16 protein-coding genes are annotated in these 15,453 nt (G+C 67.9%); 9 read left to right on the plus strand and 7 right to left on the minus strand.

Going from position 1 to position 15,453, the window contains the following annotated elements:
• From C0481_RS12555 to C0481_RS12565, 3 genes are all read right to left on the minus strand, one after another.
• The coding region (locus tag C0481_RS12555) for an MFS transporter (protein WP_293404202.1) at window positions 1–314 on the minus strand (314 nt) is incomplete at its 3' end.
• Window positions 315–417: 103 nt separating this feature from the next.
• Entirely contained in the window at window positions 418–909 is a 492-nt protein-coding gene (bfr, locus tag C0481_RS12560) for a bacterioferritin (RefSeq protein ID WP_293404204.1), read from the minus strand.
• Window positions 910–1,029: 120 nt separating this feature from the next.
• Window positions 1,030–1,215, minus strand: a complete 186-nt coding sequence (locus C0481_RS12565) for a (2Fe-2S)-binding protein (protein WP_293404206.1) — start codon at window positions 1,213–1,215, stop codon at window positions 1,030–1,032.
• Between the two features lie 143 nt (window positions 1,216–1,358).
• On the opposite strand from C0481_RS12565, the gene thiE reads away from it, so the two are divergent.
• Window positions 1,359–2,006 (plus strand): thiamine phosphate synthase, encoded by a 648-nt coding sequence (gene thiE / locus C0481_RS12570; protein WP_293404208.1) that lies wholly within the window; start codon window positions 1,359–1,361, stop codon window positions 2,004–2,006.
• Window position 2,007: 1 nt separating this feature from the next.
• Here the strand turns inward: thiE and C0481_RS12575 are convergent, their stop codons facing one another.
• Complete coding sequence (locus C0481_RS12575) at window positions 2,008–2,409, minus strand: GFA family protein (protein ID WP_293404210.1); 402 nt, start codon at window positions 2,407–2,409, stop codon at window positions 2,008–2,010.
• 97 nt (window positions 2,410–2,506) lie between these two features.
• Here C0481_RS12575 and C0481_RS12580 point away from each other — a divergent pair, with 97 nt between their 5' ends.
• Both C0481_RS12580 and C0481_RS12585 read left to right on the plus strand, forming a co-directional pair.
• Window positions 2,507–3,301, plus strand: coding sequence for an inositol monophosphatase family protein (locus C0481_RS12580; protein ID WP_293404212.1), 795 nt, complete (start codon window positions 2,507–2,509; stop codon window positions 3,299–3,301).
• A 41-nt stretch (window positions 3,302–3,342) separates the two neighbouring features.
• Window positions 3,343–4,362 (plus strand): glycerophosphodiester phosphodiesterase, encoded by a 1,020-nt coding sequence (locus C0481_RS12585; protein WP_293404214.1) that lies wholly within the window; start codon window positions 3,343–3,345, stop codon window positions 4,360–4,362.
• Window positions 4,363–4,492: 130 nt separating this feature from the next.
• Here the strand turns inward: C0481_RS12585 and C0481_RS12590 are convergent, their stop codons facing one another.
• Window positions 4,493–6,343, minus strand: coding sequence for an ABC transporter transmembrane domain-containing protein (locus tag C0481_RS12590; protein WP_293404216.1), 1,851 nt, complete (start codon window positions 6,341–6,343; stop codon window positions 4,493–4,495).
• Window positions 6,344–6,462: 119 nt separating this feature from the next.
• On the opposite strand from C0481_RS12590, the gene rpmE reads away from it, so the two are divergent.
• Complete coding sequence (rpmE, locus tag C0481_RS12595) at window positions 6,463–6,687, plus strand: 50S ribosomal protein L31 (RefSeq protein ID WP_293404218.1); 225 nt, start codon at window positions 6,463–6,465, stop codon at window positions 6,685–6,687.
• 250 nt (window positions 6,688–6,937) lie between these two features.
• Here rpmE and C0481_RS12600 read toward each other — a convergent pair whose 3' ends face one another.
• Both C0481_RS12600 and C0481_RS12605 read right to left on the minus strand, forming a co-directional pair.
• A complete protein-coding gene (locus C0481_RS12600; RefSeq protein WP_293404220.1) occupies window positions 6,938–7,444 on the minus strand; it encodes a DUF1465 family protein in 507 nt (168 codons plus the stop codon).
• 135 nt (window positions 7,445–7,579) lie between these two features.
• Entirely contained in the window at window positions 7,580–7,783 is a 204-nt protein-coding gene (locus C0481_RS12605; RefSeq protein ID WP_293404222.1) for a DUF1192 domain-containing protein, read from the minus strand.
• Between the two features lie 78 nt (window positions 7,784–7,861).
• Here C0481_RS12605 and C0481_RS12610 point away from each other — a divergent pair, with 78 nt between their 5' ends.
• The 5 genes from C0481_RS12610 (at window position 7,862) to C0481_RS12630 (ending at window position 15,412) form a co-directional block, all read left to right on the plus strand.
• Window positions 7,862–8,842: an NAD(P)H-quinone oxidoreductase gene (locus tag C0481_RS12610; protein ID WP_293404224.1), complete on the plus strand. Its 981-nt coding sequence runs from the start codon at window positions 7,862–7,864 to the stop codon at window positions 8,840–8,842.
• Between the two features lie 339 nt (window positions 8,843–9,181).
• The gene (locus C0481_RS12615) at window positions 9,182–10,669 is read left to right on the plus strand and encodes an MFS transporter (RefSeq protein WP_293404226.1); all 1,488 of its coding nucleotides are present in this window, start codon (window positions 9,182–9,184) and stop codon (window positions 10,667–10,669) included.
• Between the two features lie 22 nt (window positions 10,670–10,691).
• Window positions 10,692–12,224, plus strand: a complete 1,533-nt coding sequence (locus tag C0481_RS12620; RefSeq protein ID WP_293404228.1) for an MFS transporter — start codon at window positions 10,692–10,694, stop codon at window positions 12,222–12,224.
• Between the two features lie 162 nt (window positions 12,225–12,386).
• A complete protein-coding gene (locus tag C0481_RS12625; protein ID WP_293404230.1) occupies window positions 12,387–13,868 on the plus strand; it encodes an MFS transporter in 1,482 nt (493 codons plus the stop codon).
• A 104-nt stretch (window positions 13,869–13,972) separates the two neighbouring features.
• A complete protein-coding gene (locus C0481_RS12630) occupies window positions 13,973–15,412 on the plus strand; it encodes an MFS transporter (RefSeq protein ID WP_293404232.1) in 1,440 nt (479 codons plus the stop codon).
• The last annotated feature ends 41 nt before the right edge of the window (window positions 15,413–15,453 follow it).

Here is a 15,453-nt window from a genome sequence, read left to right on the forward strand (position 1 = left end):
GCGAAGGTCGACAGCCCCATCAGCAGCATGGTCACCAGGAAGGTGTTCTTGCGGCCCCAGAGGTCGCCCAGGCGGCCAAAGACGATGGCCCCGAACGGTCGCACCGCGAAGCCCGCGGCGAAGGCCAGCAGGGCGAAGATGTAGCCGGTGGTCTCGTTGACGCCCGAAAAGAAGTGCTGGGTGATGAACCCGGCCAGCGAGCCGTAGAGGTAGAAGTCGTACCACTCGAAGACCGTGCCGGCCGATGCCGCGCCGATCACCAGGCGGTTCTTCTTCTTGGTGACGACGCCGTCGCCCGCGACCGCTTCGGTCATGCTCGCTCCCCTTATCGTTGCGGGGAGCCTAGCGGGTTTTGGAGTGGCGGGAAGCTCCTCGTCATGGCCGGGTCAAGCCCGGCCATGACGATCCTGGAGCGGCCTAGTGCCCCTCGCCGCCTTCGAGTTCGCCGAGCGCGCTTTGCAGGTAGTTCGGCTCGCCGAGGGTGCGGACCAGGTTCAGCTGGGTCTCGAGGAAGTCGATGTGCTCCTCGGTGTCGCTGAGGATCTCGCGCAGGATCTCGCGGGTGGCGTAGTCGCCGGTGGCTTCGCACTCGCGGATGCCTTCGATCTGGTCGACGCGGCCGCCGACCTCGACCGCGAGGTCCGCAGCCAGGCATTCGGGCACCGTCTCGCCGATCTTCAGCTTCTTCAGGTCCTGCAGGTTGGGCAGGCCCTCGAGGAACAGGATGCGCTTGATGAGCTTGTCGGCGTGCTTCATCTCGCCGATGGATTCATCGTAGGTGATCTTGCCCAGACGGGCATAGCCCCAGTCCTGGTACATGCGCGCATGCAGGAAGTACTGGTTCACCGCGGTCAGCTCGTTGGTCAGCACCGCGTTGAGCCGCTTGATAATAGCCTTGTCGCCCTTCACGTGAGCCTCCTCGAATCCACTTCGAAGGGCAAACTCTTCCCCAGGGCGAGTTTAGTCAAAGCCTATGTTTGCAAGTAATTCCGCGTTTCGTTCGCAAGCTTACGAACCGGTGGCGAAGACCTATTCGGCCGCGTAGCGGAGGGCCTCGCCGTGCTCGCCGATCATCTTGCGCATATCGCAGACGCAGCGCGCGCATTGCGCCTGGGAATCGCACGCCCGGAACACTTCGGCAGGGCGCGAGGCGCCGGCTTCAATGGCGGCGCGAACTTCGCGTTCGCGGATGCCGTTACAATTGCAAACGTACAAGGCGGCCTCTTTCCTCGGCGACAAGAGGTTTGTAGCAAATGCGAACGTCGTTGCAAATCATTTGCAAGTTTAAGGCCGCTACCGCTAGTGGGTGCGACGCGCGGCCGTTTGTCGCTGACGGCGCGCGCGGCTAGAAGGCGGTCATGACCGCCGAATGCCGCCTCTACCTGATCACCCCGCCCAAGCTCGACGACCTGGCCGTCTTCGGCCGCACGCTGGCGCAAACGCTGGACGCCGGCGACGTGGCGGCGCTGCAGATCCGGCTGAAGGACGTGGACGATGCGACCATCGCCGCGGCGGTCGACGTGATCATGCCGATCGCCCAGGGCCACGGGGTGGCGGTGATCCTCAACGACCGGCCCGACCTGGCCGCGCGGCTCGGCTGCGACGGGGTGCACGTCGGCCAGTCGGACACGCCCTACGCCGAGGCCCGCAAGCTCATGGGCCGCGAGGCGATGATCGGGGTGACCTGCCACGACAGCCGCCACCTGGCGATGGAAGCGGCCGAGGCCGGGGCCGACTACGTGGCGTTCGGAGCCTTCTTCCCGACCACCACCAAGGACGCGCCGACGCAGGCCGAGCCGGACATCCTGACCATCTGGCAGGAGACCATGGAGGTACCTTGCGTCGCCATCGGCGGGATCACGCCTGAGAACGCCGAGGGCCTGGCCACGGCCGGCGCGGACTTCCTGGCGGTCTCGGCCGGGGTCTGGAGCCATCCGCAAGGCCCAGCCGCAGCGGTGCAGGCGCTGAACGCGGCGATCGCCCGGGGCCTCGCGGCGCGCGGCTGACCTACTCGGGCGGGCCGTCCTCGTGCTCCGGCAGGCCGGGCGGCGTGCAGACGAACGGATGGCGCGTGGCCGTGTGGACCATGCGTTGCGGAGCCGGCAGATCCTGGCCCGCAAAGCAGCCGCCAGCCATGCCGACGATGTCGTCCTCGTCGTCGGGAACCCACCAGAGACTGGTCCCGCAGCGGGCGCAGCGGTGAAAGGTGGTCGTCGCCCCGGGCGCCTGGAAGGTGTCGCTCGTTCCCGTCCGCGCCACGATCTGATCTGGCCGCACATAGACAGTGACGCCGAAGAAGCTGCCGGTCCGGCGCTGACAACGAGTGCAGGCGCAGCTCGAAACCAGCAGCGGATCGCCGGCGATCGTGACCGAAAGGTCGCCGCAAAAGCAGCGGCCCATGCGCGTCATTTGGTGCGTCATGTGACCACGATAGGCCAGACGCCTTGCCTTGAGCGAGCCCGGACACTAGTTTCCGCGGCTTCTTTCGCCCGAGATCATTGACACCGTGAGCACTCAAACCGCCCTCCTGAAGGTGATGAGCGACGCCGCCCGCAAGGCGGCCCGCGGCCTCAACCGCGACTTCGGCGAGCTCGGCGAGCTGCAGGTGTCGCGCAAGGCGCCGGCCGACTTCGTCTCGGCCGCCGATATCAAGGCCGAGCAGACCATCTTCGAGGCCCTGGAAAAGGCCCGCCCGGGCTACAGCTTCCTGGGCGAGGAGCGCGGCCTGGTCGAGGGCACCGACAAGACCCACACCTGGATCGTCGACCCGCTGGACGGCACCACCAACTTCCTGCACGCCATCCCGCATTTCGCCATCAACATCGCGCTGGAGCGCGAAGGCGTGGTGGTCGCGGCGGTGACCTACAATCCGGTGACCAACGAGCTGTTCTGGGCCGAGAAGGGCAAGGGCTGCTTCGTCAACGACAAACGCCTGCGCGTCGCCGGCCGCAAGCACCTGGACGAGTCGGTGCTGGGCACCGGCATCCCGTTCCTGGGCCACGGCCAGCACGCCCGGTTCCTGAAGGAACTGCACCAGATCAGCCAACGCGTCGCCGGCGTGCGCCGCTTCGGCGCCGCCTCGCTGGACCTGGCCTATGTCGCGGCCGGCCGCCTGGACGGGTTCTGGGAACGCGACCTGAAGCCCTGGGACATGGCCGCGGGCGTGCTGATGATCACCGAGGCCGGCGGCAAGGTGACCAACGCCGACGGCGGCGACGACATCATGGGCTCGGGCTCGATCTGCGCGGCCAACCTCGAGCTGCACCCGATGCTGCTCGAGAAGCTGAAGGCCGCCGCCTAGGGCTTGATGCAAGCGTCACTTTGGGCGGCTAGTGTCGCCCGATGGACCTGACCCGCCGCGCCTTCGCCCTTTCGAGCGCCGCCCTGGCGGCGAGCCCCGCCATGGCCTTCGACGCCCGCAAGCCCATCGTGATCGCCCATCGTGGCGCCAGCGGCGAGCGGCCCGAACACACCCGTGCGGCCTATCTGCTGGCCATAGAGCAAGGCGCGGACTTCATCGAGCCGGACCTGGTGCTGACGAAGGACGGCCACCTGGTCGTCCGCCACGAAAACGAAATCTCCGGCACCACCGACGTCGCGGCCCATCCGGAGTTCGCCGCCCGCAAGACCGCCAAGGTCATCGACGGCGAGCGCATCGAAGGCTGGTTCACCGAGGACTTCACGCTCGACGAACTGAAGACCCTGCGCGCCCGCGAGCGGTTGCCGCAGCTGCGCCCGGTCAGCGCCAAGTTCGACGGCTGCGACGCCATCCCGACCTTTCAGGAAGTGATCGACCTGGCCAAGCAGCAGAGCGCCTGCTGCGGACGGCCGATCGGGATCTATCCGGAGATGAAGCACCCGGCCTATTTCGCCAGCATCCACCTGCCGATCGAGCGGCGGTTGGCCGAGGCGCTGACCCGCAACAACCTGGGCGGCGTCCACGACCTCGTGTTCGTGCAGAGCTTCGAACCGGAATCGCTGCGCAACTTCCAGGCCATGTCGCAGGCCAAGCTGGTGCAACTGGTCGGCGCCGACCGGCCCGAGATGGTCAGCGCCGACGGCCTGAAGCGCATCGCCAGCTACGCCCATGGCGTCGGCCCCGACTGGTCGCTGGTGATCCCGACGCAGGGCGGCGCGCTGGGCCCGCCGACCAGCCTGGTCGCCGACGCCCGCGCAGCGGGCCTGCAAGTGCATCCCTGGACCGTTCGGGCCGAGAACCGGTTCCTGCCCACGAGCCTGCGCAAGGGCGCGGACCCCGCCGCGCACGGCGACGTCGGCGCGGTGTTCAAGGCGCTCTATGCGGCGGGCGTCCAGGGCGTGTTCAGCGACTTCCCCCGCCTGGCGGTGAAGGCGCGGGGTTAGCGCCGCCCAGTTGCTCCCCTTCTGGGGGAGCTGTCAGCCGAATGGCTGACTGAGGGGGCTTGCTGAGTCAGCAGTCCCCCTCCGTAGCGCTGCGCGCGCCACCTCCCCCGGCGGGGGAGGAACTACTAGATCAGGCCGCCACGTCCCCGAACTGCAGCGCCGCCAGCCGGGCGTAGAGGCCGCCGTTGGCGATCAGTTCGGCGTGCGAGCCCTGCTCGACCACCTTGCCGCCGTCCATGACCACGATGCGGTCGGCCTTGAGCACGGTGGCCAGGCGGTGGGCGATGACCAGGGTGGTATGGCCGACCATGGCGTCCTCGAGCGCGCGCTGCACCAGGCGCTCGTTCTCGGCGTCGAGGGCGCTGGTGGCCTCGTCGAGCAACAGGATCGGGGTTTCGCGGATCAGCGCGCGGGCGATGGCCAGGCGCTGGCGCTGGCCGCCCGAGAGGCTGCGGGCGCGGTCGCCCAGCGGAGTGTCGAAGCCCTGCGGCAGGGCCTCGAGGAAGCCCTCGGCCTGGGCTGCGCGGGCGACGGCGCGAACGTCCTCAGGGCTGGCGTCCAGCCGTCCGAAGCGGATGTTGTCGGCCGGCGAGCCGGAGAACAGCGGCGAGTCCTGGGAGACCAGCGCCATGCGGGCCCGCACCTGCGCGGGGTCGGCGTCGCGCAGGTCGACGCCGTCGAGGCGGATCGTGCCGCTGACCGGATCGTAGAACCGCAGCAGCAGGCGGAACACCGTACTCTTGCCCGAGCCGGACGGACCGACCAGGGCGACGGTCTCGCCCGGCGCGATGTGCAGCGAGAAACCGTCGAGCGCCAGGGCCTCCGGCCGGGTCGGATAGGCGAAGCGGACGTCCTCGAAGGCGATCTCGCCACGCGCCGGCTGCGGCAGCGCCTTGGGCTGGGCCGGAGCGGCGATGGTGGGGGTGGCGGCGAACAGCTCGGAGACCCGCTCCATGGCGCCGGCCGCCTTCTGCACGTCGCCCCAGGTCTCGCCCAGGGCGCCGACCGAGCCGGCGGCCATCACGGCGAGGAAGGCGAACTGGAAGAGCGCCCCCCAGGTCATCTCGCCGCGCAGGCCGGCGTGGACGCCGAGCCAGAAGATGAAGACGACGCCGCCGAACACCAGGCCGATGACCAGGGCGGTCATGATCGCCCGCGCCGTCATCCGGCGCAGCGAAGTGCGGAACGAGGCCTCGACCGCCTCGCCGAAGGTGGCCGCGCCAGCCCCCTCGCGCCCGAAGGCCTGGACGGTCTCGAGCGCGTCGAGGGTCTCGCCGGCGTGGCCGACGGCCGCGGCGAACTGGTCCTGGGTCGAGGTGGTCAGCTTGCGGACCCGCTTCCCATAGAGAAAGAGCGGCGCGAGCACGAAGGGGAACAGCGCGACGACCAGGCCGGTCAGCTTGGGGCTGACGATCACCAGCAGCACCAGCGCCCCGATCAGGGTCAGCAGGTTGCGCAGCGCCACAGAGATAGAGGTGGAGAGCAGGCTCTCGACGATCTGAATGTCGGTGGTCAGCCGCGAGAGCACCTCGCCGGTGCGGGTCTTAGAGAAGAACGGCTGGTCGAGGGTCAGGATGTGGGCGTAGGCGCCCTTGCGCAGGTCGGCGGTGATCCGCTCGCCCAGCTTGGTGACGAAGAAGTAGCGCAGGGCGCTGGAGGCGGCGAGCGCCAGGGCCACGCCGCCGATAAGCCAGAACCGCGGGGCGACGCTGGCGTCTGTCGCGCCCGGCGCCGTCAGGTGGTCGACCAGCAGCCGCACCGCGCCCGAGAGGCCCAGGGTGGAGGCGGCCGCCGTCATCAGGAAGAGGCCGGCCCAGGCGGTGTCGCCCTTGTGCCGGGCCAGATAGGGAGCCAGGGCGCGCAGGGCCCCGACGTTGCGGCTGCGGGTCCGACGCTGGGCGGCTTCGCTCAGTTCCTGCGCCATAGCAGCGCCGGCGCTGGGCCGTCCGTCGACAGGGGCCTCGGCGGCCAAATCACTCATAGAAACTAGCGCCCTTGCTCTTACCGCGCCTTTTCCTGTATACGCGCGGCTTCCTTCGCGCCCGCCCTTGCGGCGGACCGTGAACTTTCTGCCGCTCCTTTACGTCGGTTGCCCTCGCGATGAAACAAGACACCCACCCGGACTATCATTTCATCACGGTCGTGATGACCGACGGTTCGAGCTATCAGACCCGCTCGACCTACGGCAAAGAGGGCGCGACCCTGAACCTCGACATCGACCCGAAGACGCACCCGGCGTGGACCGGCGGCAACCAGACGCTTCTGGACCGCGCTGGCCGCGTGTCGCGCTTCAACGCCAAGTTCGGCGCCTTCACCCGCAAGTAAGGCCTGCGGCGCGCCTGGCGCGCGCCCGCCCAACTATGCGAGCAGATACGAAAACGCCGCGCTCCCGCGCGGCGTTTTTTGCTGTGTGTGGCGACGGCGCTTCGCCTCCCCGGCCCTGCCCACCATCCGCTCATCCCGGCGAAAGCCGGGCCCCAAGCGGGATCGCAAACACGCAAACAGCGCTCCAGCCATGACCGAAGCGCTGCTTGGGTCCCGGCTTTCGCCGGGATGAGCGGTGTTTGAACGGGACCTACGCGCCGAAGGCGGCCTGCAGACGGCCGAACTGGGACAGCACCGGGTTGGCGTCCTCCGGCTCGGTCTCTTCGATGTACATGCGCCGATCGAGGTGGCGGACTCGCTCATAGAGCCGCTCGGAGCGGTCGAGCAGCACCAGCAGGCCGGCCGGAAGATCCTCGGTGGTGGCGCCGCGGCAGATGTCTTCGGCGCCGAGGCGATAGCGTTCTTCGCGGGCGCTCTCCGGCGGCATGTCGCCTTCACGCACGGCGCGCTGCACCAGCAGCCAGGAAGCGACCTGCATCAGCCGGGTGGTGAGGCGCATGCTTTCGCCGGCATAGGCCAGCGCCGCGCTGCGCGAGAGCAGCTTGGATTCCTGACGCCCCGAGCCATCCAGGTAGCCGGCGGTCTCTTCGACCAGGTCCATGCCTTCCTGGAAGGTGCGGTCGAACAGCTCGGATCGCGCAAAGTCGGCGATCACGTCGGCTCGCCAAGCGCCGATCGGCGCAAATCCTTCGGTCATGACAGCACTCAGCCTCTAAAATCCTCGCCCGCAGGTGTCTGCGGCTTCGGCGGCGGAGGTCTGCAACCCCCATGCCAGACGTAAACACCCATTATCGATGACCCGCGTTTACGTTCGGTTATCCGTAAGCGCCGCTCAGCTTGGCTTTGAGAATAGCGAGTCGGCCGCCGCCCGGCCCGAGCGCTTACGCTCAATCTGGGCACGGCACCTGTCGATTTCGTCCTGCAGGGCTGCAATGCGGTCCTCGAGCTCGGCCACGCCGTACAGTTCGAGATCCTCGCGCGTCGCCTCGGCCAGTCGCTGACCGCGCTGGACGCGGGTGTTCACTGGTTCATCCATCGAGAGACCTCCCATTGCCAGATCCGCTGCGGCATCTATCTGGGAGACTACGCTGAAAACCTGCCGGAGGGCGCCCCTGTGACCGAGACCATGACCGCTATCGCTGTGGAGGGCGGGCGAGGACCTGCGGAAAACTTGAAGGCGCAGACCATCGCGCGTCCCGAGCCGGGACCCGGGCAGATCCTGATCAAGGTCCAGGCTGCAGGCGTGAACCGTCCCGACCTGGCGCAGCGCATCGGCGCCTATCCGCCGCCGCCCGGCGCGCCCGACACGCTGGGCCTGGAGGTCGCCGGCGAAGTGGTGGTCGGGTCCGGCCGCTGGAAGGCCGGCGACAAGGTCTGCGCCCTGCTCGGCGGCGGCGGCTATGCCGAGTACGCCGTGGTCGACGCGCGCCACGCCCTGCCGATTCCGCCGGGCCTGAGCGCGCTGGAGGCCGCCGCCCTGCCCGAGACGGTGTTCACCGTCTTCGCCAACGTGTTCGAACATGGGAGCCTGAAGGCCGGCGAGACGCTGATGGTTCACGGCGCGACGTCCGGGATCGGGACAACGGCGATACAGATGGCCAAGGCCGCCGGGGCCAAGGTGATCGCCACCGGCCGCGGCGCCGGCAAGGCGGCCGAGGCGCTGAAGCTGGGCGCCGACGTCAGCGTCGACGTCACCACGCAGGACTTCGCCGAGGTCGCCAAGGCGCAGGGCGGCGTCGACGTGATCCTCGACATGGTCGGCGGCGACTACTTCGCCAAGGGCCTCGACGCGCTGAAGACCGGCGGGCGGATCGTGTTCATCGCCGCCCAGGGCGGCGGCGAGGTGGCGCTGCCGATTTTCCGGCTGATGATGAAGCGGGCGGTGGTCACCGGCTCGACCCTGCGTCCGCGCGACGCCGACGAGAAGGCCCGGCTGGCGGCCGCGGTCGAAGCCACCGTCTGGCCCTGGATCGCCGCCGGCCAGCTGAAGCCGCTGGTCGACAAGACCTTCCCGCTGGACGAGGCGGCGGCGGCCCACGCCTATCTCGAAGGCGGCGCGCACGTCGGCAAGGTGATGCTGACCACCGCCGCCTGAGTCGGAGTTCTAGGATGCGGCATGGCGGCGGGCCGAGCGCCCGCCGCCGCCGCGGAATGTTTGCAGAACATCGGTCGCGCGCCCCTCCCGCCGCGCCAAATCCCTGTCTGGTAACGGTAAGGCGCCCAGCCGCAGCCACGAAACCCGTTGACGATGGGGAAACCGTCCCTCACGATTTGGCCAATTGATCATGAGCGTCGATCGCAGCTTCAAGGCTGTGGTTTGGCCTCGTCATAATGGCGGCTGCGCAGCATTTATCGCGCGGCGGGAGGAACAATTGGTCGACGGCCCATCCAAGCCGAATACGCGCGCGTGCGCCGACGGTCAGAGCCCCCGCGCATGACCGGCTCTCGACCACCTCTGAGCCTCGCCACCAAGCTGTTCTACGCCGTCGGCGCCGTCGCCAATGCGGTGAAGCTGCGCGGGCTCTCGACCTTCCTGATGCTGTTCTACAATCAGGTCGTGGGTCTGCCGCCGTCGACGGTGACCTTCGTCCTGATGATCGCCCTGATGTTCGACGCCATCGTCGACCCGCTGGTCGGCCAGGTCTCCGACAACTTCAAATCACGCCTCGGGCGCCGCCACCCGTTCATGTACGCCGCGGCGATCCCGGTCTCGGTGGCGTTCTACATGCTGTGGAACCCGCCCGCGGGGCTCAGCGACGGCCAGATGGTCGCCTATCTGCTGGCCTGTTTGCTGACCGTGCGGCTGTTCGACACCTTCTTCGAGCTGCCGCACTCGACCCTCGCGCCCGAGCTGGCCAAGGACTACGACGAGCGCACCAAGCTGATCTCGCTGCGCATGCTGTTCGCGGTGATCGGCGGGCTGGGGATGACGGTCCTGGCCTACCAGGTGTTCCTCAAGGAGAACCCCGACGGCACCGGCGGCGTGCTGGCCCGCGACGGCTACTTCGCCTACTCGCTGTGCGCCTCGCTGCTGATCTTCACCTGCATCCTGGTGTCGACGGCCGGCACCCAGAACCAGATTCCCTATCTGCGCCAGGCGCCGAACCGCAAGATCACCTTCAAGGCGATGGCCAAGGAAGTGGCCGCGACTCTGAACAACCGCGCCTTCGTCATCGCCACCATCACCGGGATGTTCGTGGCCATCGCCGTCGGCGCCCGCAACGCGCTGGAGATCTATTTCGGCCTCTACTTCTGGGAGCTGACCCAGTCTCAGCTGGCGGGCCTCGTCACGGTCAGCGTCCTGGGCGGAGCCATCGGCGTGGTGGCCGCGCCGCAGGTCGCCAAGCGCCTGGGCAAGAAGCACGGCGCGATCCTGATGTTCGCCAGCGCCCTGCTGGTCGGGGTCAGCCCGGTCGTCGCCCGGCTGTTCGGGGTCATGCCGGCCAACGGCACCGGCCTGCTCTACGGCCTGCTGGTCATCGAGACCGTGATCAACACCGCGCTCGCGGGCGGCACCGGGGTGCTGCTGGTGTCGCTGGTCGCCGACGTCATCGAGGACGCCGAGGTCAAGACCGGACGCCGTTCCGAAGGCCTGCTGATGAGCGCCGACAACCTGTTCAAGAAGCTGGTCTCCGGCGTCGGGGTGTTCATCTCCGGCTCGGTGTTGGCGCTCATCGCCTTCCCGGAGAACGCCAAGCGCGGCCAGGTGGACCCCGAGATCATCCACAACATGGGCCTGATCTATCTGCCGGTGATCGGGGTGCTGTTCGGGCTGGGGATCGTCAGCCTCAGCTTCTTCAACATCGACAAGGCCAAGCACGAGGACAACCTCGCCCGCCTGGCCGAGCGGTCCGGCGCTTCGAGCGAACCCGATCCGGCCCCCGAGCCCCCCGCCGCATCGCCGCAGCCCTTCAAAGCCTGACCTTTAGTCCAGGATTCCCGACATGACCGACGCCGCCGCCGGCCTGCCGCCGCGCCCGCCCATCACGTTCACGACCAAGGCGCTTTATGGCCTGGGCGCGGCCGCCAACATCATCAAGCAGCGCGGCATCACGACCTTCCTGCTGCTGTTCTACAACCAGGTGGTCGGCCTGCCGCCGGCCATGGTGTCGACGGCGATCATGATCGCGCTGATCTTCGACGCCTTCGTCGACCCGATGGTCGGGCAGATCTCGGACAACACCCGCAGCAAGTGGGGCCGCCGCCACCCGTTCATGTACGCCGCGGCCCTGCCGGTCGCGATCGCCTTCTACATGATCTGGAACCCGCCGGTCGGCTGGGAGGACGAGGCGCTGTTCGGCTACATGCTGGTCTGCCTGCTGGTCATCCGGCTGTTCGACACCTTCTTCGAACTGCCTTCGACGGCGCTGCTGGCCGAGCTGACCAGCGACTATGACCAGCGCACCAGCATGATCGCCATCCGTTCGTTCTGCGGCGTGGCCGGCGGCCTGATCATGCAGCTGCTGGTCTACCAGGTGTTCCTCAAGAAGAACGCCGACGGCACCGGCGGCCTGCTCTCGCGCGATGGTTGGCAGACCTATTCGATCGTCGCGGCGATCACGATCTTCACGATCATCCTGATCTCGTCGCGGGCGACGCACCACCAGATCCCCTACCTGCGCCAGCCGCCGAAGCGGAAGATCACCCTGCCCGCCATGCTGCGCGAAGTGGGCGCGACCTTGAACAACCGCTCGTTCGTGGCCCTGACCATCTCAGGCATGTTCATGAACGTGTCGCTGGGCCTGAAGACCGCGCTGGAGCTCTATTTCAACCTCTACTTCTGGGGTCTGACCCAAGGCCAGCTGGCGCTGCTGACCGTCACCGGCGTGGTCGCCAGCGTGATCGGCGTCGTCGCAGCCCCGAAGGTCGCCGCCAAGCTCGGCAAGAAACTGGCCGCCATCACCATGTTCTTCGGCGCGGTGATCGCCCTGCTGCTGCCGATCGGCCTGCGGATCCTGGGCCTGATGCCCGAGAACGGGACCAACCTGCTGTTCGGCATCCTGATCATCGACTTCATGGCCAACGGCGCCATGGCGATCATGACCGGGGTCATGCTGCAGTCGATGATCGCCGACGTGGTCGAGGACAGCGAGGTCAAGACCGGCCGCCGCTCAGAGGGCCTGCTGTTCTCGGCCGACAACCTGTTCAAGAAGATCGTCTCCGGGGTCGGCGTCTTCACCTCCGGCGTGCTGCTGGCCTATGTCGCCTTCCCGCAGGGCGCCAAGCCGGGCGAGGTGGACCCCGAGCTGCTGCGCAACCTGGCGCTCATCTATCTGCCGACCATCGGCGGCTTCTACGCCGTGGCGATCACCTGCCTGTTCCTCTACCGGATCGACAAGACCACCCACGAGGAAAACCTGCGCAAGCTGCAGGCGGGGGCGCTGGAGACCCGCACCACCGACGCCCAGATCGAAGCGGCCTCGCCCGCGGCGACCGGCCCGGCCGGAGACCTCAGCCCGGTCGCGCCCAAGGCCTGACGCACCGCACCTCCCAGCGGTTCAACCTCCCCTCGCGGCGCATCGTCGCGAGGGGCTTTTGACTTTGGCGAATAGGCGCTTGCCAGCGCCCCGGTCGTACCGAATATTCGAACCAGCGGCGTCCGCGGCGAAGATCGCGGCCCTCTGGTCAGGGAGGACGGCATGGGCGAGGCCCAAGCGGCGGACGGGTGTCTGAGCGTCGGTTCGAAGGTGTTCTACGGCGTGGGCTCGGTCGCGTTCGGAGTCGCCACGCTCGGCCTCTCCTCGGCGGTGCTGGCGCCGTATCTGAACCGTGTGATCGGACTGCCGGCGCTGTGGGTCGGCACGGCGATCATGGCCACCCTGATCCTCGACGCCTTCATCGACCCGGCGATCGGCCAGTGGTCGGACAAGCTGCGCACCCGCTGGGGCCGCCGCCATCCGCTGATGTACGCCGCCGCCCCGCTGGTGGCGCTGGCCTGCATCGGCTTCTGGAACTCGCCGGCCGACTGGCCGCCGCAGAGCATCGGGCTCTACCTGATCGGCATGCTGGTGCTGCTGCGGATCTGCGTCAGCCTCTACGAGGTGCCGAGCCAGGCGCTGGCCCCGGAGCTGACCTCCGACTACCACCAGCGCACCAGCCTGTTCAGCTACCGGTTTTTCTTCGGGGTGATCGGCGGTTTCGGGATGAACGTGGTGCTCTACCAGGTCTTCCTGAGCCCGGAGAACGGCGGGATCCTCAACCGCGACGGCTATGCGCAGTATGGAATTCTGGCCGGGCTGGTGATGGCCGCCTCGATCCTGGTCTCCTCGCTCGGCACCCATCGGCACATCCCGCGCCTGGCCGCGCCGCCGGAGCGGCAGGCGAGCCTGCGCCAGCTGCTGGCCGAGATCGGCGGCACGCTGTCCAACCGCTCGCTGGTGGTGGTGATGACCTCCGGCCTCTGCTCGGGCGTGGCCGCGGGCATGACCAACGCGCTCAGCCAATACTTCTATCTGGAGTTCTGGGGGCTCAGCGCCGCCAACATCTCGATGCTGGCCCTGGCCTCGGTGCTGGCCTCGGTGTCCGGCGTGGCGATCGCCGCCCCGGCCTCGAAGGCGTTCGGCAAGAAGGCTGCGATGCTCGGCCTGTTCAGCGTCTCGACGGTCACCGCCTCGGCCCCGATCCTGCTGCGGCTGCTGCACCTGATGCCGCCGAACCATTCGCCGTGGGTGTTCGCCATCCTCTGGGTCGACGCCTTCATCGCCACCACCCTGGCCATCGCGGGCTACATCATCATCTCCTCGATGATCGCCGACATCGTCGAGGACGCCGCGGTGCGCACCGGGGTGCGCTCGGAAGGCCTGCTGTTTGCGGCCAACGGCCTCTTACCGAAGTTCACCGCCGGCATCGGCGTGTTCCTGAGCGGCCTGTTGCTGACCTTCGTGGCGTTCCCGACCCACGCGCCGGCCGGTTCGGTGGGCCCGGAGATCATGCGCCACCTGGCGCTGATCTACCTGCCGATCACCTTCGGGATGAACATGCTCTCGATCCTGGTGCTGGTCTTCTACCGGATCGACCGCGAGACCCATGAGCGCAACGTCGCGGCCCTGGCCGGGGAGAAGACGGTCGGCGACGAGGGCCCGCCGCCGCAGGCCGAACCGGTAATCGCTAGCGCAGGTTGAGACGCCCCCTTCCCTCGCCCTCCTGGTCGTGTTTACAAAAGCGAACATAGAACAGGGGAAACGCCGTGGCGGATGCCGTACCAGATGCTCAAAAACAGGGGCGCTTGAGCGTCTCGACTAAGTTCTTCTACGGCTTCGGCTCAGTCGCCTTCGGGGTTAAGGACCAGGGCTTCTCGTATCTGCTGCTGATCTTCTACAACCAGGTGGTCGGCCTGCCCTCGGCGACCGTCGGCCTGGCGATCATGATCGCCTTGATCATCGACAGCTTCCTCGACCCGATCATGGGCCAGGTGTCGGACAACTGGCGCTCGCGCTGGGGCCGCCGCCACCCGTTCATGTACGCCTCGGCCTTGCCGGTGGCGCTGTCCTACCTGCTGCTGTGGAATCCGCCGCAAGGCTGGTCGCACGAAGCGCTGTTCGTCTACCTGATCGTGGTGGCGGTGATCATCCGCAGCTTCATCACCATGTACGAGATCCCCTCGGCGGCGCTGGCGGCCGAACTGACCACCGACTACGACGAGCGCACCAAGGTCATGTCCTACCGCTACTTCTTCGCCTGGTGGGGCGGCCTGACCATGACACTGCTGGCGCTGAAGGTGTTCCTGACCCCGGACGCCGAGCATCCGGTCGGCCAGCTGAACCCGGCCGGCTACGTCACCTATGGCTATGTCGCCGCCGCGGTGATCTTCGCGGCCATCCTGATCTCGGCGATGGGCACCCACAACCAGATCCCACGCCTGCGCATTCCGCCGGCCCGCAAGCTCAGCCTTGGCCAGCTGGCCAAGGAGATGGTCGGCACGCTCAGCCACAAGTCGTTCCTGGTGCTGATGGGGGCTGGCCTGTTCAACGCCATGGCCGGCGGCCTGGTGCTGTCCCTGAACCTCTACTTCAACACCTTCTTCTGGCAGCTGCCGTCGAACCAGATCGCCATCCTGGCGGCCGCCAACTTCATCTCGGCGGCGCTGGCCTTCGGCTTCGCGGCGCCGCTCTCCAAGCGGCTTGGCAAGAAGCAGACCGCCCAGCTGACCAAGGTGCTGTCCTTCGTCATCGCCGTGACCCCGATCACCCTGCGGCTGACCGGCGTGTTCCCCGACAACAGTTCGCCGGCGCTGCTGCCGATCCTGTTCGTGCAGGCGGTGTTCTCGACCGGCTTCTCGATCATTTCTGCGATCCTGATCTCGTCGATGATCGCCGACGTCGTCGAGGACTCCGAGCTGCGCACCGGCCGCCGGTCCGAGGGCCTGTTCTTCGCCGCCGCCGCCTTCGTGCAGAAGGCGGTCTCCGGCGTCGGCATCTTCGCCTCGAGCATGATCCTGCTGGCCATCGGCTTCCCGCAGAACGCCAAGCCGGGCCAGGTCAGCGAGGGCGTGGTCTCGAACCTCGGCCTGACCTACCTGTTCGTGCTGGGCGGGCTCTATGGCGCGGCGATCCTCTGCGTCTCGCTCTACAAGATCACCCGCGACAGCCACGCGGCCAGCCTCGCCAAGCTGGCGGCCCAGGCCGAGCAGGTCGAGGGCGGCGAAGGCCCCGAGCGCATCGGCTGAGCCAAAGAAAAACGCGCCGGGCGACTGGGCCCGGCGCGTTC

Origin of the sequence: Phenylobacterium sp., assembly GCF_013822795.1 — a bacterium.
Taxonomy (GTDB): domain Bacteria; phylum Pseudomonadota; class Alphaproteobacteria; order Caulobacterales; family Caulobacteraceae; genus Phenylobacterium.

Excerpts from the sequence above, each read along its gene's own strand:
- thiE (WP_293404208.1), top strand. The coding sequence starts at position 1,359 with ATGACCGCCGAATGCCGCCTCTACCTGATCACCCCGCCCAAGCTCGAC.
- C0481_RS12575 (WP_293404210.1), bottom strand. The coding sequence starts at position 2,409 with ATGACGCGCATGGGCCGCTGCTTTTGCGGCGACCTTTCGGTCACGATC.
- C0481_RS12585 (WP_293404214.1), top strand. The coding sequence starts at position 3,343 with ATGGACCTGACCCGCCGCGCCTTCGCCCTTTCGAGCGCCGCCCTGGCG.
- C0481_RS12590 (WP_293404216.1), bottom strand. The coding sequence starts at position 6,343 with ATGAGTGATTTGGCCGCCGAGGCCCCTGTCGACGGACGGCCCAGCGCC.
- rpmE (WP_293404218.1), top strand. The coding sequence starts at position 6,463 with ATGAAACAAGACACCCACCCGGACTATCATTTCATCACGGTCGTGATG.
- C0481_RS12600 (WP_293404220.1), bottom strand. The coding sequence starts at position 7,444 with ATGACCGAAGGATTTGCGCCGATCGGCGCTTGGCGAGCCGACGTGATC.
- C0481_RS12605 (WP_293404222.1), bottom strand. The coding sequence starts at position 7,783 with ATGGATGAACCAGTGAACACCCGCGTCCAGCGCGGTCAGCGACTGGCC.
- C0481_RS12615 (WP_293404226.1), top strand. The coding sequence starts at position 9,182 with ATGACCGGCTCTCGACCACCTCTGAGCCTCGCCACCAAGCTGTTCTAC.
- C0481_RS12620 (WP_293404228.1), top strand. The coding sequence starts at position 10,692 with ATGACCGACGCCGCCGCCGGCCTGCCGCCGCGCCCGCCCATCACGTTC.
- C0481_RS12625 (WP_293404230.1), top strand. The coding sequence starts at position 12,387 with ATGGGCGAGGCCCAAGCGGCGGACGGGTGTCTGAGCGTCGGTTCGAAG.